Raw genomic sequence first — 25489 nt, forward strand, 5'->3', positions numbered from 1 at the left:
ACCACAATATTATTTACAATCGGATGAATTTAATACAGTCATAAATTCAAAAATAATGATTTTTATGACTTAGAGGAAGTTTAAATTATTTAATTTATAGGTTACTTTTTTAACAATCTAAAAATCAATTTTTTGATTCGTGATAAGTTGCTCTCTGTTTCGAAAAAATAAAATCATCACTTAATAGTGTTTATAAAAATACCCGGCAATCATAAATAGGCCATTAATGATTGCCATTCCAATGATGTATTTTTGATAATTATTTCGTTTATCAACGAAATGCAAACCAACAATTCCTAAAAATAATAGCGTTGTAAATAGGGCAGGGTACATCTTGAAAGCAGCTGTAAAATTGCCTTGTAAAAACAACAATAATCCTCTCTGAAAACCACAGCCCAAACACTCTATTCCAAAGAGTGTTTTGCTTAAACAAGGGAGCATATATTTTTCTAAATCCAATGGTTTTTTGTTTTTACAATTTTACGAAAAAATAAGAAACGGTTGAGATAATAAATTGATGCAATTTTAAATTCATTACTTTTGGAAACTGATACCTAAAGAGATGAAAAAGTTTTTAATTCCCATAATGATTATTGCAATCATTGTAGCTTTATACGAGCAAGTAAAAGTAGAGAAAAATATATATGTGATGGTAGTGGCAATTGTTGTTTTTATGTTTGGAATGATGCAATTGAGTGCCAAGACGCCAAGTAAGAATCAAGATAAAGAAGATGAAAATGTTTAATAAAGGAGATAAAGTTTCAGTGCTTGATGAAGCCATGAACGGAGTAGTGCTTTCAGTGAAAGATAACCAAGTTACGATAGAAACAGAGGATGGTTTTACGATGACATTTTTTGTCAATGAATTACTTAAAATAAACGATTCCAGTAACTTAATGGATTCTATTAGAAGAATTAATGTAGATGAAATTTCGAAAGAGAAAGAAATCCCAAAACCACGAAGTTTTGTTAAAGAACGCAAAGATAAACATGAGATTTCAGCTCCGGAGTTCGATTTACACATCGAAAAATTAGTTTCTAATAAGCGCGGAATGTCTAATTATGATATTCTGACCTTGCAAACTGAAACGGCAAAAAGACACATAGAATTTGCCATTCGCAATCGCATTCCAAAGATTGTTTTTATTCATGGTGTGGGTGAAGGAATCCTAAAAGCAGAGCTGGATTTTTTATTGGGTCGTTATGATAATATTGCTTTTCAAGAAGGCAATTATCAAAAATACGGCCAGGGAGCAACAGAAGTTTTTATCAAACAAAATAGTAAGTAAGGTCTTTTTTTTTTTAGTTTGTAATAACAAAAAAAGCGTCCCATTTTAAGCCAATTTTCATTAGAAAATTTTACTTAAAATGGGACGTTTTTTTGAATATAAAATTAGCCTGATTTTAGGCTTATAATTGGGTTTAAATTGTTGTCAAAAGTTCGCCATAAATATAGCTGTCTCCAAGTTTGAAATCGTTGTTCCCTTTCTTCATAGTAACATTTTTAAGCACGATAGTATGTTTAAACCCAGTGCCAAAAGTAGTGGTAGTTACTTCAACAATTCCACTCACATTTGATACCCCTGAGACAGCTATCCATTCTTCACTTATTGCAGGAGTTGTTGGAAAAGTAGTGTTGCAAAAATAGCTTGATGTAAGCAATCCAGAAAACAATCGATAGGTAAGCTTGTTAGCAGTTGCGCTTATAAGTCCGGTTCTTGGAGCATTTAAAGGCGTTGCATCATTAACAATCAAAGCAGGATCAATGTCCAATATGAGTGCTTCACTACTGGTATAATTATAAATTTGTTTCGAAGTACTGCATTGTTCTACTGTTTCATCAAATAGAAAAGGCAATGGGGTTGCTGAGGTGACATAATCTCCAAAAGCAAACGTTTCATAAACCTGAGTACCGCTGCTTTTTGCAAAAGTGATATTTTTGAAAACTATATTATGATTGTATCCGGTAATTTTGGTACTATTATCAGTAGTGTTTGTTGTTTTTACAGCAGTAGTAAATATTTGAATTTTACCGTCTGTAGCAGTCCATTGATCCGTTACAATAGGAGTTGCCGGAGGAATAGATTCACAAATGGTTGAAGAGGAAACCGTTCCGTCATAAAAACGATATACAACCCTATTGGTAGCGCTAATGTCTATTATCGTAGGTGTGTCAGCTAAACTGGGTTCGTTTTTGAAGGAATTTTCAGGAATTTCGAGAAGCAACGATTCCTTATCTTTCAGTTTATAGATGATATTTTTCGTAGTGCAGCTTTCTGTTGTAGCATCTTCAAAACTAATGGTCTCTAAAGTCAAATCACCATCATCACAACCGTTTAGCAGCAATGTAAAAACCAATAATCCTAGTAATCGTTTCATGTTTATAATATTTGAAACAAAAATAGAATTTTTAATTTGTTCCAAATACATTCCTATTCAAAATCATCGAATTTAACAGCATATTGGGTTTTTAAATTTCTAATAAAGACCATTAAAGCTTTGTTTAAATGGAAGACATCGGGAATTTAAAGCGAATAGAAATCATTATCTTTGCCTGAATTTAATACTGAATATGAGAATTAATAAATATTATTTAGCCGCTTTTTCTGCCTTTTTTATCTGGGGGTTTTTCAGTTTAGCATTAAAACCGTTACATAATTACCCGTCTTTAGACATTTTATTTTACCGCGTTTTTTTTAGTGTTGTCGTGATGGTGCTTATTAATGTTGCTTTCCGACGAAAAGTAATGCAGCAAAACTGGAATCATTTTAAAAATATGACTACAAAAAAGCGAAAAAATGTTGTTGTTTTGACTTTGGGAGGTGGGCTGTTTCTATCCTCTAATTGGTTCGTTTTTATTTATGTGATGAATCATGTTAGTGTAAAAGCGGCATCATTAGCCTATTTAATCTGTCCGATTCTAACCACTGTTTTTGCTTTTTTTATGCTGAAGGAAAAACTGAGTAAATGGCAATGGATTGCAGTAACGATAAGTGTTTTTAGTTGCATTTTATTATCATTCAATCATTTTGAGGATATTTTTTATAGTCTTATTACAGCGGCTACTTATGCTTTGTATTTAGTCAGTCAGCGAAAAAATAGTGAACTGGATAAATTCCTGGTTCTGACCATACAATTACTGTTTGCCGCAATAATTCTTCTGCCGTTTTATCCAAATTATAGTGGAGCAATTCCTACTGAGCCTTTGTTTTATGGCTGTCTGTTAGTTATTGTTGTTTTTTTTACTATTATTCCCTTGTTTTTAAACTTGTACGCCCTAAATGGAATTAATTCGTCAGCGGTTGGGATTATGATCTATATTAATCCAATTATTGGTTTTTTACTGGCCATATTTTATTACAATGAACAAGCAACTTACCTTCAATTATTTTCGTATTTCCTGATTTTGGTCTCGATAGCTGTTTTTAATGAGAAACTGATCTTTCCCAGAAAATTGAAAGCGGTATCATCAAAAATGGAAGGCTTAAAATAATTTATAATTTTCAAAAAATGAAAAAAGTATATCTCGATAATGCTTCTACAACTGCTATTCGTGCTGAAGTGATCCAGGAAATGACCAAAGTAATGACGGAAGATTATGGAAATCCATCGTCAACGCATAGTTTTGGACGTAATGCCAAAAGTATATTGGAGCTTTCCAGAAAGTCAATCGCGAAACATTTGAATGGGACTGCGCAAGAAATAATTTTCACCTCCTGCGGTACCGAAGCCAATAATTGGATTCTTCGTTCTGCCGTTAAAGATTTGAAAGTAAAACGAATCATTACCAGTAAAATCGAGCATCATGCCGTGTTGTATACGGTTTTAGTTTTGGAAAAAGAATACGGTATTCAGGTGGATTATGTGGCTGTTAAACCAAATGGGGAAATTGATATCACTGATTTAGTGGAATTACTTTCGCAGGAAAAGAAAACATTGGTAAGCTTGATGCATGTGAATAACGAAACAGGAATTGTTTTGGATTTGGAGAGAACAGGGATTATTTGTCAAGAAAACAATGCTTTGTTTCATTCCGATACCGTGCAGTCTATTGGAAAAACAGCAATTGATTTACAAACAGTACCCGTTAATTTTATTGTAGCAAGTGCTCATAAATTTCATGGTCCAAAAGGCGTTGGTTTTGCTTTTATTCGAAAAAATTCCGGTTTGCAACCTCTGTTTTTCGGTGGTGAACAGGAAAAAGGATTGCGGGCAGGAACTGAGGCGTTGCACCAAATCGCTGGAATGGCTAAGGCTTTGGAACTTTCGTATGGTAATTTGGAAACAGAACGAAATCATATTTCGGAGTTGAAAAACTACTTGATAGACCAACTTGAAATTGAATTTCCAGCTTTTGTAATCAACGGAAGCCCCGATGGATTTTACAATATATTGAATGTTTTATTGCCTTTTTCAGAAGATAAAACAGCCATGATTTTATTCCATTTAGATATGAAAGGAATTGCAGTTTCCCGCGGAAGCGCTTGTCAAAGCGGAAGCATAAAACCCTCGCATGTATTAGCGGAAATGCTTTCTAATGAAGATTTGAAAAAACCAAGTTTGCGCATTTCTTTAAGTCATTATAACTCAAAAGAGGACATTGATTTACTCATTGCAGCATTAAAAAGTATTTAGAAAGAACAAATAATCAAAATGAGTGATAATTTCAAAAGACAGATGGGTTACCTCTTGGAAGTGTTATTGGAGCGATTGCAGGATGGTTTTTACATCACGAACAATTGCGTCACAATGCCGAAAGACAAATTCGTAAAACCAGGATTCATATTCTAAGAAAGTAAAAATGGAACATTGGCTTGACAAATAAATCTTAAACATTAATTATCTATTTTAGGTTTCAAAAAACACAATAAAATAGTTTTTATCTAAGGTTTTAAAGGTTAGTTTTCGGAATATTTTTCCATAATTAATCTCGCTTTGAAATAGCATAAGGTAGATTCTGCACCTTGATTAATGTTGATGTGTTTGTCTTCCAATCCGTCATAAGATGCACCATTTTCAGGATTATACATGATTTGTTTCAGATGATTGTTCCCTAAAAACCAGATGAAAGCCAGTTTTAGCTGGTCTTTGTACTTTTTATTTTTGGTTACTTCATAAAACAAATCCAATGCAATAATGGTAGTGGCTACTTCGATAGGCTGTTCTCCATAGAAGACCCTTTCATTTTCTTTCTTGAACCAACCTCTGTTTGAGATTACTTTTAATTGTCCTTTCATAAAATAATGAGAAAGGAGAAAATCAAATGTGATTACCGCAATTTTTTTATACTTAGGATTTTTTGTAACTAAATAACTGTACATCATAGCTTCTGGCAAAACGTTATTCGCATAAGTCATATAATCTTCATACCAACACCAGTTTTCTGCTGAATTGATGTGATAATGATGCAAAAGTTCATCAGCAAATTTTTCTATATTCTGCCTTATACCCTCTTCTTTATAAGCTGAATAATAATGGTACAGTCCTTTCAAAGCATAGGCTATGGCTCTTGGGGATTTAATGTCGTCAATTCTTTTTATTGCTTTATCCCAACATTTTTCTGCCCGTAAAATCATTTCTGCAGGTAAGGATTCTCTATGTGCAATTACGGTTCCTAAACTCCATAAGGCTCTCCCGTTTGCATCTTCAAGATTTACTTCTTCATTTTGTTTTGTTAATTGATTGTCAAAACCTTTGTAGTTATCAAACCATCCATTATTTTGCTGAATACCTTCTATAAAATTCAAATAAGTATTGGCTAATTTTAAGGTATTTATGTTTGGAAAAGCTTTGTTATACAGCACCATATTGATCAACGCTCTTGCATTGTCGTCTAATGTGTATCCTGATTCTGGATCTGGCTGACTAAATTTTGAAAATTGAAGTATTCCAAAATCAGTGGTTAGTTTCTTAATATGATCCAATTTTATCGGTGGAAAATTGAATCTTAAATCGTCTTCTCTATTGGTTAATTGGTCAAATAGGAGTCGGTATTGAATAGCAATATTTTCCCAGTTTGTGGCATGTGACAAAGAAAACGCGTTTTTTTCCATGGTTATCCGATCTTCTTTATTTTCGATTAGATATAATATTGCTTTTTCAAATTCTGCCGGATTATCAAAATTTTTCAAGAGTAATCCGTTTCCATCCACAAGGGCTTCAACAGCGTGCGGTATCGGAGTAGAAATAACCGCACAACCACAACTCATGGCATAGGCAAAGGTGCCACTCACAGCTTGATTGGGATCTTTGGAAGAAAATAAATAGATATCAGATAAAGTTAAATATTCCAATAATTGTGGCAATTGAAGGTATTCGTTGACAAAAATGACATTGTTTTCGAGATGAAGTTCTTTCACAATATCAATAAGGCTATCTCGATATTTTTCCCCTTCATGATGAATTATTTCAGGATGTGTTTTTCCAATTACTAAATAAATAACTTCAGAATGTTTTTTAACAATTTCCGGTAAAGCACGCAATACGGTTTCTATGCCTTTATTTTTACTGATTAAACCAAATGTTGACATCACTAATTTATCGGAGAAATCGTATTTTTCTTTTAATTTATCCTTCTGTTCCCAGAGTACACTATGATTGCCGTGAGGAATTACTATTGTTTTCGTCTTATGAACATTGTAATCATTAGTCAAAATAGCCTGAGAGTTTTTGGTGAGCACAACGATACGATCTGATAAATCAGCAATGGCATATACAATTTTTTTTCTCTTCTCATCCGGATTTGGTAGTACTGTATGAAAAACAGTAACAATTGGTTTGTTTAGCGCTAATATAAAGGAGAGGATATAATCGCCATATTCTCCTCTAAAAAGGCCAAACTCATGTTGAATACAAACCAATGCGATATCATTTCGTTCATTTATTTTTTCGGCAATCATCCGATAATGTTCCAATGAGTCAACAGGTAAAATATAGGTTACTTCATCATTATATTCAAATTGTTGCTCACTATTTTGCAAAGCACACACTTCAACGGGAAGCGTGTCTCCAAAAACAATCCTCACTGCATTGGCAATATCATTTGAAAAAGTCGCCAATCCACATTCTCTTGGCGGATAAGAACTTACAATTAGCATTTTTATTCCTTTTTCAAATTTCATGACGCTTCTTCTTTAGGGTTGTTTTCTCAATTCAAGAAGCAATTCGTTGAGGTCTAATTTTGCAACAGCAATATGTTTATCTGCCACACCGTAATAGATATAAAGATCATTTCCAAATAAAGCGTGACCAGTTGGGAACACAATGTTGCTTACTTCTCCTTCTATTTCCCATTGTTTGGTAGGAGAGAAAAGAGGATAGGGCAATCTTGCTATTTCAATTTCCGGTTTGTCTAATTGCAATAAAGCCGCCTTGGCGTGATATATTTTTCCTGTTGTTGTTTCTTGTACACCATGATAAATTAATAGCCAGCCAAATTCAGTTTCAATAGGCGAGCCACCGGCTCCAATGTAGTTTACCTCAAATATATCCTTAGGATCAAGGACAATGTGATTGACAAGATTTTTAAGATACTCTTCCCAAAAGGATTCAGTTAAATCTTTCCAGTCATCAAATTGAACAATCTGAATTCCGGGCCAGATGCGATGCAGCATAACAAATTTTCCATTTATTTTTCTAGGAAATAATACCACATCTTTATCCCTAAGCAGTCGAAACTCATCATCTACCAATCCTATTTGCGCAAAAAGATTATAATATTGATGGTATTTTGGATTTAATTTGGCCTCACTACAACAATTCACAAAATTTTCATACTCTTGGTAATTTACATGTGGAGTTATTATTCCGTGTTTTTCAAAAAGGATTAAATCTTTTGAAGTGGCAAGTGCTCCCATCGCATTGATGCCATCATATGCTGTATAAGTAATGTAATAGGTGTCTTCAATTTTTACAATTCGTGCATCTTCCACACCATGTTTTTCGTAATCAAAATCACGACTAATTAATGGTTGCTCTTTTCTCTCAATTATCTTAAGCGGTCCCTCCGTTTTTGCATAGCCAATGGTGGAATAATTTCCATGCTGCACCGCTCTGTATAAAATATGTATCGTATTGTCTTCCTGATAAATCCCGGGATTAAATACACCATTATTTTCAAATTCTTTGTCGGTGGGGCTTAAAATTATTCCAAGTTTTTCTATTGTAACCATGATTTGATGTTCTTTTATGTATTTCTAATGCAACAATGTTAATCTCATAAATCTATTTTTTCTGCTCTTTCAATTTTGCTTTTTCCTGTTTTCTAAAATAACCTCGAAATAAGAAATTGTGTTTCAAAGCTTCCATATTTTCATTTAGACGAAAACTGGCTTCATTAATGTTAGTCATCGTAGAATCTATTTTCCGTACTAATTCAGGGTCATTTGAAAGGTAATTTATAGCGCCTTTTCCGTCTTTAATATTTGTAATTGTCGAGTTGAGATTGGTTACAACTTCGTCAATTTTATAACTTGATTCATCTAAATTTTGAACAATTGTTTTCATATTATTGGCTACGGCCGTATCTTTCAAAACACCTATTACATTGTCTTTATTATCCAATGAAGAAATGATTCGGTTTAATTTTGTAACAGATTCCGAGGTTCCTTTTCCTGCAATTTTTAAATAATGTACGGTTTCTTTCAGGTCTTTTGCTAAAATAGAATCTTTAATCAATAAACCCACAGTCCCTTTTCCATCAGTGATTTCCTTTGTGATTTTAAGTAAATCAGCGGTAAGAAGCGATGCGTTTTTATTGGTCACCCCAAGCGTATTAAGCATCTCATCCGTACGAACGCGATTTAAGGATTTAATCTCATCTCCGGGGTTAACGGGCGGAAATTTGCCTTTCCCCGGAAGAATGTTTATAATCATGTTTCCCACCAGACCATCGGAACCTATAATGGCAACTGCATCTTTTTTGATATAGGAAAAAATGTTTTTTTCAATAAGCATATCCACTCGAATGATCGTGTCACTAACCATTTCGATTCCTTCAACGGTTCCTACGTTTATCCCTGAGTAGCGCACATTATTGCCTATTTGTAAGCCATTCACGTTATTGAAAATAGCTTTTAAGTGGTAGGTTTTTCCAAACATTTGTTGCTTATCGCCAATGAAATAAACGGCTAGTATAAAAATTATTAACCCGATTATTACAAAAAGCCCAAGGCGTATTTTTTGTGATGTCGTTTTTTCCATTTTTATTCTTATTTAAAAAATGCTTGTACTTTAGGATCAGTTGAGATTGATAATTCCTCAAAAGTGCCTTCGATATAATTGATACCATCGACCAATAAAATCATTCTGTTCGAAATCACTCTGGCGCAATCCACATCATGTGTGATGATAATTGCCGAAGTGTTGTATTTTTTCTGGATGGACATCATTAATAGCAAAATTTCTTTTGCAGTGATGGGGTCTAACCCAGTAGTTGGTTCGTCATAAAGAATAATTTTAGGTTGGAGAATTAAAGTTCTTGCCAAAGCAATCCTACGTTTCATTCCCCCCGAAAGTTCTTCGGGCATTAAATTTATAGTATGAGCCAAACCTACATTTTCCAATGCTTCCATAACCAATGGAGTAGTGTCTTTTATTTTTCCGAATTTTTTTTTATGACGTCTTAATGGGAATTCCAGATTTTCTCTGACTGTCATGGAATCATAAAGTGCGCTTCCTTGAAAAAGAAATCCAACTTCTGTCCGAAGCTCGTCTAATTCTTCGTGGTCGAGTTCACTAATATCTTTTTCCATCACTACGATAGAACCACTGTCATGCTCTTCCAATCCAATTAGGCATTTAATCATTACGGATTTACCGGAACCTGATTTTCCCATGATAACCAGATTTTCACCTTCATACAAAACCATATTAAAACCATCCAAAACATGATTATCACCATAGCTTTTTTTTAAGTCTTTGATTTCTATAATAGGTTTTTGATTTTGTATTGGAGTACTCATAATCAGTTATAAATCATAAAAAATATCGGTAACAAAAACAGCAATAAAGTCAATAATAAACAGCAGCATCGAGGTAAAAACCACCGCAGAGTTGGCTGCTAAACCCACACCTGCAGTTCCTTTTTTACAATTATACCCCTTAAAACAACCTACTAATCCTATGGCAAATCCAAAAAAGAAGGTTTTAATCGTTGCGGGGATTAAATCACCAAATTCCAATGCATCAAAAACCTGATTGTAATACAATAAAAAGGACACATTTCCCTTGATATTTTCCACCAGAAAAGAACCAAAAATGGCGATAGCATCTCCAAAAAAAACCAGAATAGGAAGCATAAAAGTGGTCGCTAATATTCGTGTAACCACTAAGTATTTAAAGGGATTTGTACCTGAAACTTCCATGGCATCAATTTGTTCCGTAACCCTCATAGAACCTAGCTCGGCACCAATTCCGGAACCGATGCGTCCCGCGCAAATCAAGGCCGTTATAATAGGTCCAATTTCTCTAATAAGCGAAATACTCACCATAGATGGCATCCAAGAAACTGCGCCAAATTCCTGCAACGTGGGACGTGATTGTAAGGTAAAAACTAAACCAATAATAAATCCCGTAACGGCAACAAGCAGTAGGGAACGATTTCCCATATAAAAGCATTGGCGAAGAAATTCCTTGAACTCTGAAGGGCGTTTAAAAACTTCTCTAAAAAAACGGCCGGCAAAATACGAAAGTTCACCAATTTCAAGTAAAAAAACTTTGAACAATTCGATTATTTTAAAAATACTATTCATAAGCGAATGAATTAATTTTTAACAGAAAATGGCTACTCAAATATACGATTATTTCTCTGATTGTCAGATGTTTTACTTGTTGTTCGTCTATTTTTTTGATAGTTTTGTCGAGAAAAAATAAATTTAGAAAAATATGGAAAGATATGGACACTTATGGAACAGTTTTTTTTATTTTAACTAATACGATCGTCCTGAAACAAACGAACACAAAAAGTAACTTTTCTTTAAGAAGCGAATGGAAAGAACCATTGATGTAAAGAGGAAAATTTTGCATCAATGGCTTTTTATATTATATGACTATCCGTAATGCGGACTAAAATCATTTCGAATACAATTTTCGTCGTTTGTACATTTATAAAGTATAAATATTAGCCCACAGATTGTACAGATTATACCGATTTACACGGATTTTTTTACTTGGTGAATCAAACAGTTATTTAAATCTGTGCAAAATCCGTTCAATCCGTGTTATCTGTGTGCCATATTTTATCCTTTGGAACATATTGCGGACTGTCATATTATATTATTTAAAAAGGCTCCTGTGAAAAAGGTTGGAATGTATTAACTGAATATTTTATACTAAAATGAAATAAAGAATTATAAGACTATTGCAGTTTATTTATTTCTGTTTTTAATCCATTTCTCAAATTCACCGGAACAAAATATAATACTTGATGCCGCTAAGGTTAGTAGCAACTCATAAATAGTTAGGGGTTGTGTTTTAAAAACCTCGTTAAAAAAGGGCGTGTAAATAATCGTAAATTGAAGAATAATAGTGATTGTTAAGGCACCTAACATAGGCTTGTTAGAAAAAAAACCTATTTTGAATATGGATTGTGTTCCGGAACGAATGATAATAACATGTCCCAACTGGCTGAAACATAGCACTGTGAATGCCATCGTTTGCCAGTGGGTGTTTGCGCTGTGTATTGCCCATGCTTGCATGCCAATGGTTACTGCACCCATCAAAAATCCTACCCACAAAATATGTATCGCCATGCCGTTTGAGAAAATATTTTCCTTCGGATTTCTTGGTGGTCGTTTCATTATGTTTGATTCGGACGGTTCTGAGGCAAGCGCTAGCCCTGGCAAACCATCAGTTACTAAATTGATCCAAAGAATATGTATGGCCAACAGCGGAATTGGCAATCCGAAAAAAGGAGCTAAAAATATCGCCCATATTTCGCCTGAATTTCCGGTCATGATATACTTAATAAATTTGAGGATATTATCGAATATTTTTCTGCCGTGTTTTATTGCAACTACAATAGTGGCAAAATTATCATCAAGCAAAATCATGTGCGAGGCTTCTTTGGAAACTTCCGTTCCATTAATTCCCATTGCAATACCGATATCGGCATTTTTAAGCGCTGGTGCATCATTCACACCATCGCCTGTCATGGCGACAAAGTGGTTTTTTGATTGCAAGGCGTTAATGATTCTTAATTTCTGTTCCGGATTTACCCGTGCATATACTTTTACTTTTTCCACGATATTTATAAACTCAATCTGTGTTAATGCTGTAAGTTCTGGACCTGTCAGTACCAGATCTTCATCAGTAGAAATGATTCCCAGTTTTTCGGCAATGGCTTTAGCGGTTAGCTTATGATCACCGGTAATCATCACCGGAATGATGCCTGCTTCTTTGCATTCAGTAACAGCTTGTCTTGCTTCTTCACGCGGAGGGTCAATCATTCCGGCAAAACCAATAAGGGTTAATTCCGTTTCGATTTCATCAGCATCCAAATTTTCCGGCAACGAGGGAAGAATTTTCATTGCATATCCCAACACCCGATATCCTTTCTCGGCCATCTCGTTGACTTTGAGTTCAAATTCAGGAATAAGCGATTTTTGATCGACATTCAGTTTGTCAAAAAGCACGTCTACAGCACCTTTTGTAATCACAATAATGGCTGTGCTCTGGTCAGCAGCAGGATTTTCGATTTGATGGATTGTAGTCATGCATTTTCTTTTAGAATCAAAAGGCAATTCTGCAATTCGGGGAAATTTTAATTCTAAATCGGCGCGGTTTAAATTTTTATCGAAAGCATATTGAACTAGTGCCACTTCGGTTGAATCTCCAAGCCATTTCCCGTTTTCCTCTTTGGAGACATCATTATTTAAAGCCATTATATGGAGAAGCATATTGCTTTCTGCAAAAACAGCATCATATTTTGTATCTGAAGTTTCAAAAATTTCCTGTACGGTCATTTTATTCAGCGTAAGGGTTCCTGTTTTATCTGAGCAGATATAAGTTACGGAACCCAATGTCTCCACAGCCGGTAATTTCCGGATAAGTGCATTACTTTTTGCTAATTTCTTAGCGCCAAAAGCCAAAGCAATAGTCACCAGTGCAGGTAAAGCTTCGGGAATGGCGGCAACAGCAAGCGAAATGGAAGTAATCAGCATCGTTAAAACAGATTCTCCGCGCAACCATCCGATAAGGAAAATTACGGTGCAGATTATAAGAATGGTAACCGATAATCGTTTTCCAAAAGCGGTTAACCTTTTTTGTAAGGGAGTGGTGGTTTCATCGGTTTGGATCATTTTTGCGATGTTTCCCAACTCGGTATTCATTCCTGTTGCCACCACATAAGCAAGTGCTCGTCCGCTGGTAATGGATGTTCCTTTATAACCCATGTTTGCCCGGTCGCCAAGCGGATAGTCTCCTGCGGAAAGTTCTTCCGGATTTTTTTCCACATTATTCGACTCACCTGTTAGGGCAGATTCATCCACTTTTACCTGATGTGTTTCAAAAAAACGGACATCGGCAGGAATAATATTGCCAGCTTCAAGTACCACGACATCTCCTGGCACTAAATCGGAAGCAGGAGTATCAATCATCTTTCCTTCACGTAAAATACGGGCATGGTTTGCGGCCATATTCTTTAATGCTTCCATTGCTTTTTCTGCACGGTATTCTTGTATGAACCCTACAAAAGCGTTTATTACAACAATGGCAAGAATTATTACCGCATCTGTTACATCGCCTAATATTCCAGAAATAACTGCTGCTGTAATAAGGATGAGTATCATGAAGTCTAATAGCTGATGTAGCAACATCTGCAAAATAGTTTTCTTTTTTTTATCCTCGATTTGATTTTTCCCGTGTTCGCGCAAGTGTTCTGATGCCGTTACAGCATCAATACCGGATGGAGTTGTATTCAACAATTGGACTATCTCCGAAAGAGGGAGTAAATGCCAGTTCATCGCGTTAGTTTTTTATTTTATATGATACGGGTACCGAAAAAAACTTTGTCCTAAACTGCTTGCATGAGCAAAATGTTCGCTAAAATAGGATAGAAGCATTGCAGTTACCACCAAAATAATAGCATTCATAGAATAGCTAATAACTACTTGTTTAAGGTCAGGGGGATAGGATTGCTTTCTTTCTTCTTAATGATCGTTCCCTCTTTTTATCGTAAAGAAAAATATCCTGAATTAGCAGGCACTTGATGCTTATTCTAATGATGAGGACTTGATTTAGAAGTGACTTGGGGATAGAACGTGTGATGCTATTGGTTACTAAAAAGTATTACTTTTTAGATTTTAAGATTTTTTTTTTAAAGGATTAATACAATTTTAAGTACTATTCAACTTTCGTACAAACGCAATCTGTTTTTAACGGAGATTAGTTCATTCTGTAAATCATCTATTTTTTGCAACAGATTAAATACCACATCGATTCCTTCGATATTAACGGCTAATTCTTGATGTATTCGTATCATTTTTTCTATTTCATAGATAGTATCAGGATGGATATATTGCGTTTCTTCGATTGTTTTTATTTCGATCAAACCCATTTCGCTGAGATTGTTAAAGAAAGACATTTCTACTTTGTAATGGGTGCATAATGCAGGTATAGGGATGAGGTTTTCTATGTTCATGACATTCTTAACTTAGCAAGTTCCGTAAATAATTCTTTTTCTTTTTCGGTAAGATTTGTGGGTATTTGTATTTGATAGGTAATATATAAATCACCAAATTCCCCTTCCTTTTTATAAATAGGAAATCCTTTTCCTTTCAGTTTTACTTTTGTTCCGTTTTGAGTTCCGGGTTTTACGCTCAGTTTTACCTTTCCGTCAAAAGTGTCGGCGGTGATATCACCACCCAATACGGCGGTATATAAATCTAAATCAACAGTGGAGTATAGATTATGTTTGTCCAGTTTAAAATTCGTATGGTTTTCAACGGTGAAAGTGATGTACAAATCCCCTTTAGGTCCACCGCCGGAACCTTCACCACCCAAACCGCTGATTTTTATTTGCTGACCATTCTCCACTCCGGCAGGAATAGTGATTCGTATGTTTTTGCCATTGATGGTTAAGGTTCGTTTGTGGGTCGTGTATACGTCTTTTAGATCAAGATGCAGTTCAGCATTAAAATCCTGTCCTTTAAACTGCGCATTACGACGACCTCCGCCTCCTGATGAACGACCACCAAACATCGATTCAAAAAAATCAGAAAAATCTCCACCGCCGCCGCCAAATCCGCCAAAACCATCCTGCTGACCGCCTCTATGGTATTGTCGTTGTTGTTTTGATTTCTCAAATTCTTCGGCATGTTGCCAGTTTTCACCGTATTCATCGTATTTTTTACGATTCTCGGCATGGCTCAATACTTCATTGGCCTCATTGATTTCCTTGAATTTTCTTTCGGCTTCCTTGTCGTTGGGATTTAAGTCGGGATGGTATTTTCGGGCGAGTTTTCGATACGCCTTTTTAATATCGGCTTCGGTTGCTTTTTTGTCCACCTCAAGAATCTTGTAATAGTCTATAAATGCCATCCTGGATTGTTTTTATAATTACTGTTACTATGATTAGTTTTATATTTTTATGACAGTATGAGACACCAAAATTCATCCTGTCTAATGGAGCATTCCAACTATCAAATTTAATCAATTTTTCGTTGTTAAAACGGAATAAATTATATTATTTCATTGGTATATAAATGATTAGTCCTAAAAAAGATTGCCTTTTTTAGGACTAATAAAGATAAAAAACTTGTTTCCTATAATCATTTTAGCCTGTATCAATGACAGGGTTTCTATAATCAATGATAAAAGATTATTGTTTTATAAATTCACTATTTACTTTAATTTTCACTTCATCACTAATCATTGCCGGAGGAAATTTTGGACCGATGTCAAAATCAGAACGTTTTAGAATTCCGCTAAACTGAAAACCGGCTGTGATTGCTTTTGATTGTGGATTTTCTATAGTTCCTCTGTACCACATATTGATAGTTACCGGCTTTGTTATTCCATGAAGTGTGAGGTTGCCCATTAGTTTGTATTTGTCTTTTTCAATTTTTTCTATTGATGTGCTTTTGAAAGTCATTTTTGGATATTTTTCCACTTCAAAGAATTCAGCACTTCGTAAATGATTATCTCGCATTTCTACTTCGGTATCGATTGATGCCAGTTCTGTTGAAAGTTCAAAGCTGGCGTCACTAAAATCGGTTTTGTTGGTTGTGGCGGTTATCTCAAAGGTTTTGAATAATCCTGCAATATCCGATATACCATGATGTACAGTGCTAAAAGATAATTTAGAATGCATTGGGTCTGCTTTCCATGCTGTTTGTGCAAATAGAAAAGTAGAGAAAAATAGTGATGCGATAATTGTCGTTATTTTTTTCATGGCTTATTACTTTTTTAATTATTTGATTTGTTATAAAGATGTTCAGAACTTGAAATCGGACTTTAGTCAATCGTTTTCTGATGTTCAAAATAGGCCAGGTCCTAAATATAAATGATTAAAAATTTCAGATTTTTGTTTATCAAATTTAATCAATTATTTAATGCTGAAATGAAATAAAGTATTTTATTTCAGGTAGTTATGGGATGTAAAAAGCCCCAAAATGGAGCTTCTTAGTTGTTTTTATAATTAATGCGAATCAAGGGTTAAAATGTGCCATCAGGCACTAAATATTGGTAGTAGTAATTGGATTGAAATTTCTTCAGCGTGCCGTAGGTACGCGACAAGATAATAAATGTTGCATACCTACGGCATGCTAAATTCCTTCCGATTGATGTTCTCTACCAATATTTAGTACCCAATGGCACAAAAAAGAGTTTTCAACACTCAATCTGTATAAATAGGAGTGTTTCTTTTTATATTGGCAACAATTCGTCTTCCAATGCTTTTAAATCGTGTTTCTTTTTTAGGTCAATCAGTATAGATTTGTACCCAATAAATTCCGTGTCTTTTGGGTTTATTTGTAACACAAAATTTATTTTTCCCAGCAAATGTTCCAGATAATTCTTCTGGTTAATCTCTCTATATTCGCGGTGTTCCTCAAAACCAAATTTCTTAATGTAATACATGGCCTGTCTTAACTCATTACGTTTATGAAAAACCACTTGCGGTTTCTCATTGACCACAATGCCTGTAACGGCTTGGCGTGTATTAGACGTCATGAGTTTGGTTTTGTTTTTATTGATTCGAAGGTTTAATTTTTCAACGATTTCCGTTACTTTAAGAAGCAGTTTATTCTCATCAAAATCGCCAGAAAAACTCATGTCATCTGCATAACGGGTGTATCTTATTTTTTGCTCTTTGCAATACGCAGCAATGGCAGCATCGGCATCTTTAAAAATTAAATTCGAAAGATAGGGACTCGTGGGTGCGCCTTGTGGCAAAGTCTTGTCACGGGTGCATAATTTGGAAAGCAATCTGGATACCATCTTAGAATACCCCAATTGATGAAACTCTTTTTCAACTGCCTCAATGGTAATCGATGGAAAGAAATGTTCCAAATCCAGCGTGAAAACTTTGGGTTGGTTTTTATGGAATCTCAGGTTTTCCAGCAACGTTACATTGGGTCTGTATGCTTTCGCAAAAGGGCTAATGGGTGCTTTATAAAGAATGTTTTTTAGAATCCAGATTTGGATTTCTTTCAAACTGGGAAGTGGCTCGGAAATAAGACGTTTGGTGCCGTTTTTTTTGGTAATCTCAAAATCCCGATAAAAATATCTGGGGAAAATAGACGCTTTTTTTAGGTATTCTTTTTTATATCCTACATGAGCTGATAAGTGGGTAGGATTGTAAATTACAGGGACATCATGTGAAAATAAAACTTCAGCATAATCCAGACAGCGTTGAATATTGGGCAGGGAATATCCTATTTTACGGGCTTCCTTGATAAAGGCTTCTTTGTATTGGGCAAAATCCATAGGGTTTAAATCGTTAATGGAGTAGGGACTATTTTGTCCCTAACCCCGATTAAGAATACCGGTTTAAAAGTTTGGAGCTCCGCGGAGAATCTTTTAAACCTGGTGCTTGAAAGAGCATTCAATTACAGAACAGTGACTCACGGCTCCGTCGTTAACCTGGGCTAACAAAGTTCTTTGAGAAATGAACTAGAAAAACAATTCATCCTGACTGGGAACAAATAGTGTTTTTCTGTCTAATTTCGGGATTTTATTCTTGAAATCCTTTTGAATCCAGTCCTCTTTTTTTTTAGTTTTTATTCGATGAGGTTCCATTTCTTTAAATTCTAAATTAGTATTTTAAAAATTGTAAAATGCTTATTTATAATGTTTTATGGGTTTAAATGATAGAGTTAAAGTTACGAAAAATATTTAATTAACAGTACTGATAATCATAATTTTTTTCACCAATAAATTTACCTTCACTAAATAGAATAACCTTTTTCTATTTTTGGAATAAAAGCTGCTATCGCCATGGAATAGTGTCAATTATTGAATCGTTTATAAGGTGTGTACGTGACGATTATTTCTATTATTCTGGTAAATAAATAGGAAAGCAGGTTGATGATTTTTGTGAATAAATTGGTTTTAATTCTCAAAGATTCTGGAGTTATTCTTTGGCATTGTGCGATAATTTGGTTGAGGTGGGATTGATACATTTTAGAAAATGTGATAGAATTTATTTCAACATTCATTTCCATACTTCCATAAGAACTTAAATTATTCAGGTTAAAAGAGCCTATAGTTGTCCAACAACCATCTATTACTGCTGCTTTTCCATGTAAAATAGATTTGTCCCATTCGTATAATTCGATGTTGTATTTAAGCAGTTTGGCATAGAGAAAGCAAGTAGCGCGTCTTGTCATTGGCAAATCTGATATTCCGGATAGAATTAATTTAATTTTTACTTTGTTTTTGGATGCTTTTTTCAAGGCCCGAATGATTCGTATGCCGGGAAGAAAATAACTTCCCACTATAATTATTTCTTTTTTCGCATTACGAATGGACTTTATATACCCATCACAAATTTCATTTTTCCTTTTTAGCCAGTCATTCTGAATGATGCGCACTAATGCATCCTCTTGCACATGAAAGACTGACTTGATTTTTTTGCTGCCCAATCGTCTTTTCTTAAAATAAATATTTCTGCAAAGTTCCTGAAGTGGTTCAGAGATTTCGCCATGTAATTGAACGGCATAGTCAAACCAAGGCGCTTCTGTGGGTGTGCCGCGGTATTTATCGGCTATATTTATTCCGCCAATTAATGTAATTTTTGCATCAGCAACAACTACTTTGTGATGTAATCTTCTGCCAAGATAAAAGGTGTATGCTGAAAACAATGGTGCAAAAAAACGAATGTTAATACCACATTGCTTCAGTTCGTTTATTGTTTCTGAAGGGAAGGATAAAGAGCCTAATCCATCTAAAAGGATATAAATTTTAACATTACGTGCAGCAGCTTCTTTTAATGCGGTAATAATTCTTCTTCCTGTTGAATCGTTTTCAAAAATATACATCTGAATATCGAGTTCAAATTGAGAATTACGGATAATAGCTTCTAATCGAGAAAAATAATCCTCGCCACTATAAACAAGTTCCAGGTTTTTAGGGGTATCGCAGCTATTTTTTCTTTTCGTCATGGGCATTATTTATTTTCACCTCATTAATTAAAATGAATTCCATAAGATTTTCTATGTCCAAAGTGCCTACAAGTTCATTGTTTTCCATAACCAGCATTAATCTTGATTTATTGAGTTGTATGAGCTCAAAGATGTTTTCCAAAAGGGAACTACTGTCAAGATAAACCAAATTTCGATCCATGACATTATAAATGAATTCGTTGGCTCCTTTTTCAGACAGTGCTGTTATAATTTGATCCCGATTGAGTGTTCCAACAGGAACAGTATCTTCCGTGATCAAAAAATTCTTGTTTTGGCTGTCCAGTACTAATGCTACCGCTGTTTTTATTTTTTCATTCGCATCTATCGTTGGGTAATTTTTCATTACAACATCCTGGACTTTAAAACCCTTCAGCATGAATTTCGATTCGGTATAATCGGCTTCAACTTGAGCACCTATAATAACAAATATACCTATAAAAATTAAAAAAGGGGAGGTGAAAAAACCAAAAAGAATAAAGGCCATTGCTAATAGTTGACCAATTCGTGCCGAGATTCTTGTGGCAACATGCCTTTGTAATTTAAAGGATAATAGCGCACGTAAAATTCTACCGCCATCCATAGGAAACGCAGGAATTAAATTAAAAAGGGCTAACCAAAAATTGATTAAAAAGAAATTGAGAAAGAAATTATTTGCATTAATACCATGAGATAATTCAGCCATTAATTGCTCCGAAGTATCTGGAATCGTAATGAAAATTCCGGTTATAAATGCCAGGGTGATATTTACTAAAGGTCCTGCAAAAGCGACTATTAATTCTTCCGAAGGCTTTTCAGGTATTCGTTCTAATCGGGCTAAACCGCCAATGGGTAAAAGCGTGATGTCTTTGGTTGTTATATTATAGTTTTTTGCTGCTAAAGCATGTCCGAGTTCGTGTAGTAAAACAGTAATGAAAACACATAAAATAAATGCGACAGACCATATTATTTGCTCCGTATTCTGACCTGATTTGTAGTTAATATAAATGATAAACAGAATAAGTAAGGAGAAGGTCCAGTGAATAAATATTCCAATACCTGCTACTTTTCCAAGTTTAAAAGATCCTTTCATTTTTTGAATTTTTAATACTATCAATCATAGTATGATTAGAAAAAAAATAGGCAAATAATAAAAATCAATATATTGTATTCGTTTAGAAATGAACACAAAGCTTCAATCAGTGTACTTCATTTTCAGAAATACCATTGTAGGCCCAAGCATTTAAATTAGCAATGGTGGCATGGGCAATTCCCTCCAATGCTTCATTTGTTAAAAATCCCTGATGTCCGGTAATCAGCACATTAGGATAGGAGCGGAGTTTTAGAAATAAGGCGTCACTTATGGGAGCATCAGTATGGTCCTGAAAAAATATCGGTTTTTCCTTTTCATAAACGTCTAAACCAACTGCGGCAAGGGTTTTGTTTTCTATAGCTTCTAATAAATCCTCTGTATTTACGAGTCTTCCGTGAGCCGTATTAATAAAGAGGACTCCTTTTTTCATTATCGAGAAAAGGGATTTGTTAAACAAATGGTCCGTTGTTCTGTTAGGCATATAATGGACAGATAGTACATCAGAATTTTTGCATACATCCTCCAGCGAAGCATAGGTAACAGGAATTTCATCCATTAGTTCCTTGTTTTCTTCAATATCAAATGCCAAAATATTACATCCAAAGCCATGCATAATTCTTGCAAAAGCGGCACCAATTTTCCCGGTTCCTACGACACCTACTGTTTTTCCATACAGATCAAAACCTACTAAATGATCTAAACGATAATCGCCTATTTGCATTAACGTCTGACCTAAAACCAGTTTTCTGTTTAATGCCAATACTAAAGCTACTGCAAGTTCAGCAATGGCATGAGGGGAATAATTCGGTACATTTGCCACTTTCATTGCCAAGGATTTTGCTCTTGCCAAATCAACATGATCATGGGCTACAGAACGCAGGGCAATGTACTTAACACCATAGCTGTATAGTTTTTCTAAAACTGCTTCAGAGGCATCATCAGAAGTAAAAAGCGAAACGGCATCAAAGCCTTTGGCAAAGATTACAGTACTTTTATTCAAAGACTGCCCCGTAAAGACCAATTCGTGATTGCCATGGGCTGCTTTTTTCAGGAAAGGTTTATCAAATCCCAATATACTATATACTAATACTTTCATTTTTTTGAATTTTTTAATATCAATAAACTAAAGCGCATTCGTAAAAAAGAAGGGGCATTCAAACAATTAAAAATCAACAAATTGTAATTTCTTTTATGAAGAAAGAACTTATGTAAAGTTACGTCAATTTAAACCAAAAATTTTATGTATAGCAATAATTTGGGCTTGAAAATAAAAATTATTTATTCTAATTCTGGATTTGTTTACGACAAAATACAATTTGTTAAAAGGAATCTATTTTTAGATTTTTACAGCTATTCGTTTTTTAACTTTCGATTCAACATTTTTTTCCTTACGGCAAAATAAACGCTGATAAAAAAGGCTGTAAAAAAAACAATTACTGTTGAGACGTCAACAAAACTTTCCGAAAAATTAATCCCCGTTATTTTTAGAATTAGAAAATGTATATAAGAATTGCTGTCATCGGTATAGCCCAAAAGTTGGCGTATTTTCCAATGCCAATCTGTAAACGGACAATAACCAAAGCCGTACCAAATTCCCAGTATAAACCACGAAAATGCAGTAAGTGATAAAGTAATCAAATTTGCAAATCGCCATCGCGGAACAATCCAGCCCAATACATTGAACAAGATGAGAACGGTATGAAATACAATAAAAAAATAATCGATAATATGCAGAATAAATGTACTCATATTAATGCTGTTATTGCGCCGAGATTGCTTTTTTACCCAAAATATAAGATACTAAAGCTTTTAATGTTGTGATTTTTCCATAATCCTGTTCCGGAATTTCTATTCCTAATTTTTCATTCAGTGCAACGATGTCAATGCATTTGTCATATCAATCCTTTTTTCCCGATAATAGTGTGGAATTTTCTTGTTGGATTTCCTCATGGCAGCACGCCACAGCTGAACGAATTACTTCAGCAGAAGTTCCTCGTTTTTCTATTTCTACAGGTATTTTTATTGTTTTTTATATTTCAATTTTTTCTTGCTCGGCTGTCGCATTGTCTATATCTTCTTTGGTAATGGCACCATCAGGTCCGGTTCTTTTTATTTGCGAAAGGTCAATATGATTATCGTCAGCAATTCTCTTCGCCAATGGAGAGATTTTGATATGCATTTCTACGACTTTTTTTACCGTGATTGGTTCTATTATTTTTTCTTCTATTGGTTGTAATGGTATTGATTCTTTCTCAGGAATTTTTTCTTCTTTTGTTTCTAAAGTAACTCCAGTAGGATTAATCAATGCCATGACGGTTCCTACCGGAACTTTGGTTCCCTCTTTAATCAGCAATTCTCCGATAGTTCCTTCGTCAAAAACTTCGATTTCTATCAGTCCTTTTTGCGTTTCCACTTCGGCAATAATATCGCCGCGTTTCACTGTATCGCCTGGTTTTTTTTCCATTCGATCAATGTGCCGTCTTCCATATCAGCGCCCAAACTGGGCATTAGAAATTTAATCATGGCGGATCATTTTTTAACCGCATTAACAATATCATTTTTCTAGGGAATCGCAGCCTCTTCCAGATGAGCAGGGTAGGGAATTGGGACTTCAACGCCACACAATCGTTGTACGGGAGCGTCTAAGTCATGAAATCCCTTTTCCATAATCCGTGCACTAATTTCCGAAGAAATACTAACCGAACGCCATGCATCTTCTACGATGAGTACCCACTGTAAATCAATGACTTCCGCTGCAGCCTCCAGACATTTATAAACAGCCGTTACTGTTTTCCATTGATTGAAATGTTATTGTTGTTTGGTTTTCCAACGTTTTAAAGCAGGTAAAACATTCACAGCTTTTTGTATCATATAATTGGGAAGTTTCATTTTCTCCATTTTATTTTTTACAGTTTCTTTCATATCCTCCAAACCCATTTTTGGGTTTTTGAAACTACTGTTCTCATAACAATACTTACAATATTCATTGTTTTTTACACCGTTTTGTTCCATGCCTTTTACTTCGTCAGTGTTAAGTGGCATCCCGCAACTTTGGCAAAATGTAATGTTTTCCATAATGTTGTCTTTTTTAGTTAGTTTTATTTTACATACCAAATGCATAATAATAGTAAGAAGGGTCACCGGCATATTTTCCTTCCAGCATTATGCCGCCTCGTTGTGCTTCAACGGCTTCCATAAAGGACTTAATCGTAGAAACGGCTCTATTGTTGACAGATGTAATTACAAATCCTTCGCGTATGTTGGTGTATCTTTTCAGTTTCCCATCATACAATTTTGTGACTTTTAGTCCGTTTCTAACATTGTAATTTTTCTGGTCTTCCTTGGGGATTTCAACCAATTCAACACCCAAATCCTTAAGTAAATCCAAACTTTTAGTTTTTATAATTTTAGTGGTTGCTTCCTGTTTTTTGAGTGTCGCGGTAAGTTCTTTTTTTTCTTTACCATTTCTGATCAGCACAATTTTTACTTGTTCTCCCGGACGTTTTCGCATAATAACTTCCTGTAATTTAGATGCAGTCATTGTTTCAATATTATCAATACTGATTATTACATCTTTTGCCATGACACCGGCTTCTTTTGCCGCTCCTTTTGCCGCTACGCTGTCAACATAAACTCCATTGGCACGGTCAATATGTATTTCCTTTGCAATTGTGCTGTTTAAGTCCCGGATACTTATTCCTAAAATGCCTCTCTGAACGGATCCAAAATTCATCAGGTCATTGGCTACTTTTTTTACAATATCTACAGGAATGGCAAAAGCATAACCCGCATAAACCCCGGTAGGTGTTGCTATTGCAGTATTGATTCCGATCAGTTTTCCTTCTAATGTTACCAATGCACCACCGCTATTACCGGGATTCACCGCAGCATCAGTTTGTATGAATGATTCGATGGCGCCCTGATCACTTAAGATGTTTATATTTCTGGCTTTAGCACTTACAATTCCTGCTGTAACAGTTGAGGCAAGATTAAAGGGATTCCCCACGGCAACTACCCATTCTCCTACTTCTATGTTGTCACTATCACCGTACATAATAAAGGAAAGTTTCTTTTCATCAATTTTAAGAAGTGCGAGATCCGTTTGTGGATCATTACCAATAACTTTGGCCGGATAGGAGCGTCCGTCAAATAGAGTGACATTAATTTCAGCTGCATTTTTTATCAGATGGTTGTTCGTAACTATGTATCCGTCAGGAGTCAGTATTACTCCGGATCCGCTGCCAATCAAAGGTTCAGAATCATATTGTGGGGATTGGGGAAGTTGGAATTTAAACTGTTTGAAAAAAGAATCATCTTTAAAAAATTCTTTTAAAGGGTCAGGCAAATTATGAAATTCATTACTGTCTTCATTTTGATACTGTTGTATTTGTGGTTTGAAATAACATTTGATGTGTACTACTCCAGGTGTGGCTATTTTGGCGGCTAATCTGAAATCTACATTACTCGTATAAGAAACTTTATCCGAAATGGTAGCAGCATTTTTCTGAATAGTTTCTATATCTTTTTCATTTTTCTTATCCTGTGCCTGACATCCTTGAAATAGTAGAAGGATAATGAACAAATAAATCATTTGACTTTTCGAATTCATTTTTTTAGATAGTGTCATGACTGAAATGGATTTTAATGAAAAATTAGTTTTTCGTATCTAAAAATGTTTTAGGATGTTTTTCCATGAAAAAGAAGCCTGCACTTTTTCATAATCCAAAAGGTGGTGTTCCATTTTATTTTTGATGAAAATCATACTTTTCCTATTTTCAAATGAAACTAATTAGAACAT

The 25489-nt window shown here is 34.8% G+C and carries 25 protein-coding genes; 4 read left to right on the forward strand and 21 right to left on the reverse strand.

Features of this window, described 5'->3' with window-relative positions; genetic code table 11:
* Window positions 1-180: 180 nt before the first annotated feature.
* Window positions 181-459: a DUF2752 domain-containing protein gene (locus tag FNW38_RS07195; RefSeq protein WP_143386468.1), complete on the reverse strand. Its 279-nt coding sequence runs from the start codon at window positions 457-459 to the stop codon at window positions 181-183.
* Window positions 460-562: 103 nt separating this feature from the next.
* On the opposite strand from FNW38_RS07195, the gene FNW38_RS07200 reads away from it, so the two are divergent.
* Window positions 563-745, forward strand: a complete 183-nt coding sequence (locus FNW38_RS07200) for a hypothetical protein (protein WP_143386469.1) — start codon at window positions 563-565, stop codon at window positions 743-745.
* Window positions 738-1289 carry a Smr/MutS family protein gene (locus FNW38_RS07205; protein ID WP_143386470.1) on the forward strand — a complete coding sequence of 184 codons (552 nt, stop codon included), beginning with the start codon at window positions 738-740 and terminating at the stop codon, window positions 1287-1289. The genes FNW38_RS07200 and FNW38_RS07205 overlap by 8 nt, the downstream gene beginning before the upstream one ends.
* A gap of 133 nt (window positions 1290-1422) precedes the next feature.
* Here FNW38_RS07205 and FNW38_RS07210 read toward each other — a convergent pair whose 3' ends face one another.
* Complete coding sequence (locus FNW38_RS07210) at window positions 1423-2379, reverse strand: hypothetical protein (protein WP_143386471.1); 957 nt, start codon at window positions 2377-2379, stop codon at window positions 1423-1425.
* A gap of 193 nt (window positions 2380-2572) precedes the next feature.
* Between FNW38_RS07210 and FNW38_RS07215 the strand changes: the two genes are divergently transcribed.
* Both FNW38_RS07215 and FNW38_RS07220 read left to right on the forward strand, forming a co-directional pair.
* Entirely contained in the window at window positions 2573-3493 is a 921-nt protein-coding gene (locus tag FNW38_RS07215) for an EamA family transporter (protein ID WP_143386472.1), read from the forward strand.
* A gap of 17 nt (window positions 3494-3510) precedes the next feature.
* Window positions 3511-4635 (forward strand): cysteine desulfurase family protein, encoded by a 1125-nt coding sequence (locus FNW38_RS07220; protein ID WP_143386473.1) that lies wholly within the window; start codon window positions 3511-3513, stop codon window positions 4633-4635.
* Between the two features lie 263 nt (window positions 4636-4898).
* On the opposite strand, the gene FNW38_RS07225 is transcribed toward FNW38_RS07220, so the two are convergent.
* The 19 genes from FNW38_RS07225 to FNW38_RS07310 all read right to left on the reverse strand — a co-directional run bounded on the left by FNW38_RS07225 (window position 4899) and on the right by FNW38_RS07310 (window position 25300).
* On the reverse strand, window positions 4899-7121 hold the full coding sequence (locus tag FNW38_RS07225) for a glycosyltransferase (RefSeq protein ID WP_143386474.1): 2223 nt from the start codon (window positions 7119-7121) through the stop codon (window positions 4899-4901).
* Window positions 7122-7133: 12 nt separating this feature from the next.
* Window positions 7134-8171, reverse strand: a complete 1038-nt coding sequence (locus FNW38_RS07230; protein WP_143386475.1) for a glycoside hydrolase family 130 protein — start codon at window positions 8169-8171, stop codon at window positions 7134-7136.
* A gap of 52 nt (window positions 8172-8223) precedes the next feature.
* The gene (locus tag FNW38_RS07235) at window positions 8224-9201 is read right to left on the reverse strand and encodes an MlaD family protein (protein WP_144064715.1); all 978 of its coding nucleotides are present in this window, start codon (window positions 9199-9201) and stop codon (window positions 8224-8226) included.
* 8 nt (window positions 9202-9209) lie between these two features.
* On the reverse strand, window positions 9210-9962 hold the full coding sequence (locus tag FNW38_RS07240) for an ABC transporter ATP-binding protein (protein WP_143386477.1): 753 nt from the start codon (window positions 9960-9962) through the stop codon (window positions 9210-9212).
* A gap of 6 nt (window positions 9963-9968) precedes the next feature.
* Window positions 9969-10751 carry an MlaE family ABC transporter permease gene (locus FNW38_RS07245; protein WP_143386478.1) on the reverse strand — a complete coding sequence of 261 codons (783 nt, stop codon included), beginning with the start codon at window positions 10749-10751 and terminating at the stop codon, window positions 9969-9971.
* A gap of 615 nt (window positions 10752-11366) precedes the next feature.
* Window positions 11367-13961 (reverse strand): cation-translocating P-type ATPase, encoded by a 2595-nt coding sequence (locus FNW38_RS07250; protein WP_144064716.1) that lies wholly within the window; start codon window positions 13959-13961, stop codon window positions 11367-11369.
* A gap of 383 nt (window positions 13962-14344) precedes the next feature.
* Window positions 14345-14638 carry a chaperone modulator CbpM gene (locus FNW38_RS07255; RefSeq protein ID WP_143386480.1) on the reverse strand — a complete coding sequence of 98 codons (294 nt, stop codon included), beginning with the start codon at window positions 14636-14638 and terminating at the stop codon, window positions 14345-14347.
* Window positions 14635-15537, reverse strand: a complete 903-nt coding sequence (locus FNW38_RS07260) for a DnaJ C-terminal domain-containing protein (protein ID WP_144064717.1) — start codon at window positions 15535-15537, stop codon at window positions 14635-14637. The genes FNW38_RS07255 and FNW38_RS07260 overlap by 4 nt, the downstream gene beginning before the upstream one ends.
* A gap of 280 nt (window positions 15538-15817) precedes the next feature.
* Complete coding sequence (locus tag FNW38_RS07265) at window positions 15818-16390, reverse strand: YceI family protein (protein WP_143386482.1); 573 nt, start codon at window positions 16388-16390, stop codon at window positions 15818-15820.
* Window positions 16391-16863: 473 nt separating this feature from the next.
* Window positions 16864-17925, reverse strand: a complete 1062-nt coding sequence (locus FNW38_RS07270) for a reverse transcriptase domain-containing protein (RefSeq protein ID WP_143386483.1) — start codon at window positions 17923-17925, stop codon at window positions 16864-16866.
* Between the two features lie 186 nt (window positions 17926-18111).
* Window positions 18112-18237, reverse strand: a complete 126-nt coding sequence (locus tag FNW38_RS17895; RefSeq protein WP_262710873.1) for a hypothetical protein — start codon at window positions 18235-18237, stop codon at window positions 18112-18114.
* 209 nt (window positions 18238-18446) lie between these two features.
* Window positions 18447-19601, reverse strand: a complete 1155-nt coding sequence (locus FNW38_RS07275) for a phospholipase D-like domain-containing protein (protein ID WP_185963106.1) — start codon at window positions 19599-19601, stop codon at window positions 18447-18449.
* Complete coding sequence (locus tag FNW38_RS07280) at window positions 19582-20691, reverse strand: site-2 protease family protein (protein ID WP_144064718.1); 1110 nt, start codon at window positions 20689-20691, stop codon at window positions 19582-19584. Before FNW38_RS07280 ends, FNW38_RS07275 begins: the two co-directional genes overlap by 20 nt.
* Before the next feature lie 106 nt (window positions 20692-20797).
* Window positions 20798-21787 carry a 2-hydroxyacid dehydrogenase gene (locus FNW38_RS07285; RefSeq protein ID WP_143386486.1) on the reverse strand — a complete coding sequence of 330 codons (990 nt, stop codon included), beginning with the start codon at window positions 21785-21787 and terminating at the stop codon, window positions 20798-20800.
* A gap of 254 nt (window positions 21788-22041) precedes the next feature.
* Complete coding sequence (locus tag FNW38_RS07290; RefSeq protein WP_143386487.1) at window positions 22042-22440, reverse strand: DUF2784 domain-containing protein; 399 nt, start codon at window positions 22438-22440, stop codon at window positions 22042-22044.
* A gap of 280 nt (window positions 22441-22720) precedes the next feature.
* A complete protein-coding gene (locus FNW38_RS07295; protein ID WP_218043829.1) occupies window positions 22721-23155 on the reverse strand; it encodes an E3 binding domain-containing protein in 435 nt (144 codons plus the stop codon).
* 98 nt (window positions 23156-23253) lie between these two features.
* Window positions 23254-23457 (reverse strand): transketolase C-terminal domain-containing protein, encoded by a 204-nt coding sequence (locus tag FNW38_RS17740; RefSeq protein WP_144064727.1) that lies wholly within the window; start codon window positions 23455-23457, stop codon window positions 23254-23256.
* Between the two features lie 42 nt (window positions 23458-23499).
* Window positions 23500-23766 (reverse strand): zinc ribbon domain-containing protein, encoded by a 267-nt coding sequence (locus FNW38_RS07305; protein WP_185963107.1) that lies wholly within the window; start codon window positions 23764-23766, stop codon window positions 23500-23502.
* Between the two features lie 28 nt (window positions 23767-23794).
* Window positions 23795-25300 (reverse strand): trypsin-like peptidase domain-containing protein, encoded by a 1506-nt coding sequence (locus tag FNW38_RS07310; RefSeq protein ID WP_185963108.1) that lies wholly within the window; start codon window positions 25298-25300, stop codon window positions 23795-23797.
* Between the last annotated feature and the right edge of the window lie 189 nt (window positions 25301-25489).

Source organism: Flavobacterium gawalongense, from assembly GCF_007097265.1.
In the GTDB taxonomy this organism is placed as follows: domain Bacteria; phylum Bacteroidota; class Bacteroidia; order Flavobacteriales; family Flavobacteriaceae; genus Flavobacterium; species Flavobacterium gawalongense.

What these genes read in the sequence shown, in the direction of transcription:
- FNW38_RS07290 (WP_143386487.1), bottom strand. Translation starts at nt 22,440, where the DNA reads ATGAGTACATTTATTCTGCATATTATCGATTATTTTTTTATTGTATTT.
- FNW38_RS07235 (WP_144064715.1), bottom strand. Translation starts at nt 9,201, where the DNA reads ATGGAAAAAACGACATCACAAAAAATACGCCTTGGGCTTTTTGTAATA.
- FNW38_RS07225 (WP_143386474.1), bottom strand. Translation starts at nt 7,121, where the DNA reads ATGAAATTTGAAAAAGGAATAAAAATGCTAATTGTAAGTTCTTATCCG.
- FNW38_RS07270 (WP_143386483.1), bottom strand. Translation starts at nt 17,925, where the DNA reads ATGGATTTTGCCCAATACAAAGAAGCCTTTATCAAGGAAGCCCGTAAA.
- FNW38_RS07215 (WP_143386472.1), top strand. Translation starts at nt 2,573, where the DNA reads ATGAGAATTAATAAATATTATTTAGCCGCTTTTTCTGCCTTTTTTATC.
- FNW38_RS17895 (WP_262710873.1), bottom strand. Translation starts at nt 18,237, where the DNA reads ATGGAACCTCATCGAATAAAAACTAAAAAAAAAGAGGACTGGATTCAA.
- FNW38_RS07230 (WP_143386475.1), bottom strand. Translation starts at nt 8,171, where the DNA reads ATGGTTACAATAGAAAAACTTGGAATAATTTTAAGCCCCACCGACAAA.
- FNW38_RS07295 (WP_218043829.1), bottom strand. Translation starts at nt 23,155, where the DNA reads ATGGAAAAAAAACCAGGCGATACAGTGAAACGCGGCGATATTATTGCC.
- FNW38_RS07210 (WP_143386471.1), bottom strand. Translation starts at nt 2,379, where the DNA reads ATGAAACGATTACTAGGATTATTGGTTTTTACATTGCTGCTAAACGGT.
- FNW38_RS07285 (WP_143386486.1), bottom strand. Translation starts at nt 21,787, where the DNA reads ATGAAAGTATTAGTATATAGTATATTGGGATTTGATAAACCTTTCCTG.
- FNW38_RS07265 (WP_143386482.1), bottom strand. Translation starts at nt 16,390, where the DNA reads ATGAAAAAAATAACGACAATTATCGCATCACTATTTTTCTCTACTTTT.
- FNW38_RS07310 (WP_185963108.1), bottom strand. Translation starts at nt 25,300, where the DNA reads ATGAATTCGAAAAGTCAAATGATTTATTTGTTCATTATCCTTCTACTA.
- FNW38_RS07275 (WP_185963106.1), bottom strand. Translation starts at nt 19,601, where the DNA reads ATGACGAAAAGAAAAAATAGCTGCGATACCCCTAAAAACCTGGAACTT.
- FNW38_RS07245 (WP_143386478.1), bottom strand. Translation starts at nt 10,751, where the DNA reads ATGAATAGTATTTTTAAAATAATCGAATTGTTCAAAGTTTTTTTACTT.
- FNW38_RS07250 (WP_144064716.1), bottom strand. Translation starts at nt 13,961, where the DNA reads ATGAACTGGCATTTACTCCCTCTTTCGGAGATAGTCCAATTGTTGAAT.
- FNW38_RS07205 (WP_143386470.1), top strand. Translation starts at nt 738, where the DNA reads ATGTTTAATAAAGGAGATAAAGTTTCAGTGCTTGATGAAGCCATGAAC.
- FNW38_RS07280 (WP_144064718.1), bottom strand. Translation starts at nt 20,691, where the DNA reads ATGAAAGGATCTTTTAAACTTGGAAAAGTAGCAGGTATTGGAATATTT.
- FNW38_RS07255 (WP_143386480.1), bottom strand. Translation starts at nt 14,638, where the DNA reads ATGAACATAGAAAACCTCATCCCTATACCTGCATTATGCACCCATTAC.
- FNW38_RS07260 (WP_144064717.1), bottom strand. Translation starts at nt 15,537, where the DNA reads ATGGCATTTATAGACTATTACAAGATTCTTGAGGTGGACAAAAAAGCA.
- FNW38_RS07200 (WP_143386469.1), top strand. Translation starts at nt 563, where the DNA reads ATGAAAAAGTTTTTAATTCCCATAATGATTATTGCAATCATTGTAGCT.
- FNW38_RS07240 (WP_143386477.1), bottom strand. Translation starts at nt 9,962, where the DNA reads ATGAGTACTCCAATACAAAATCAAAAACCTATTATAGAAATCAAAGAC.
- FNW38_RS07305 (WP_185963107.1), bottom strand. Translation starts at nt 23,766, where the DNA reads ATGGAAAACATTACATTTTGCCAAAGTTGCGGGATGCCACTTAACACT.
- FNW38_RS07220 (WP_143386473.1), top strand. Translation starts at nt 3,511, where the DNA reads ATGAAAAAAGTATATCTCGATAATGCTTCTACAACTGCTATTCGTGCT.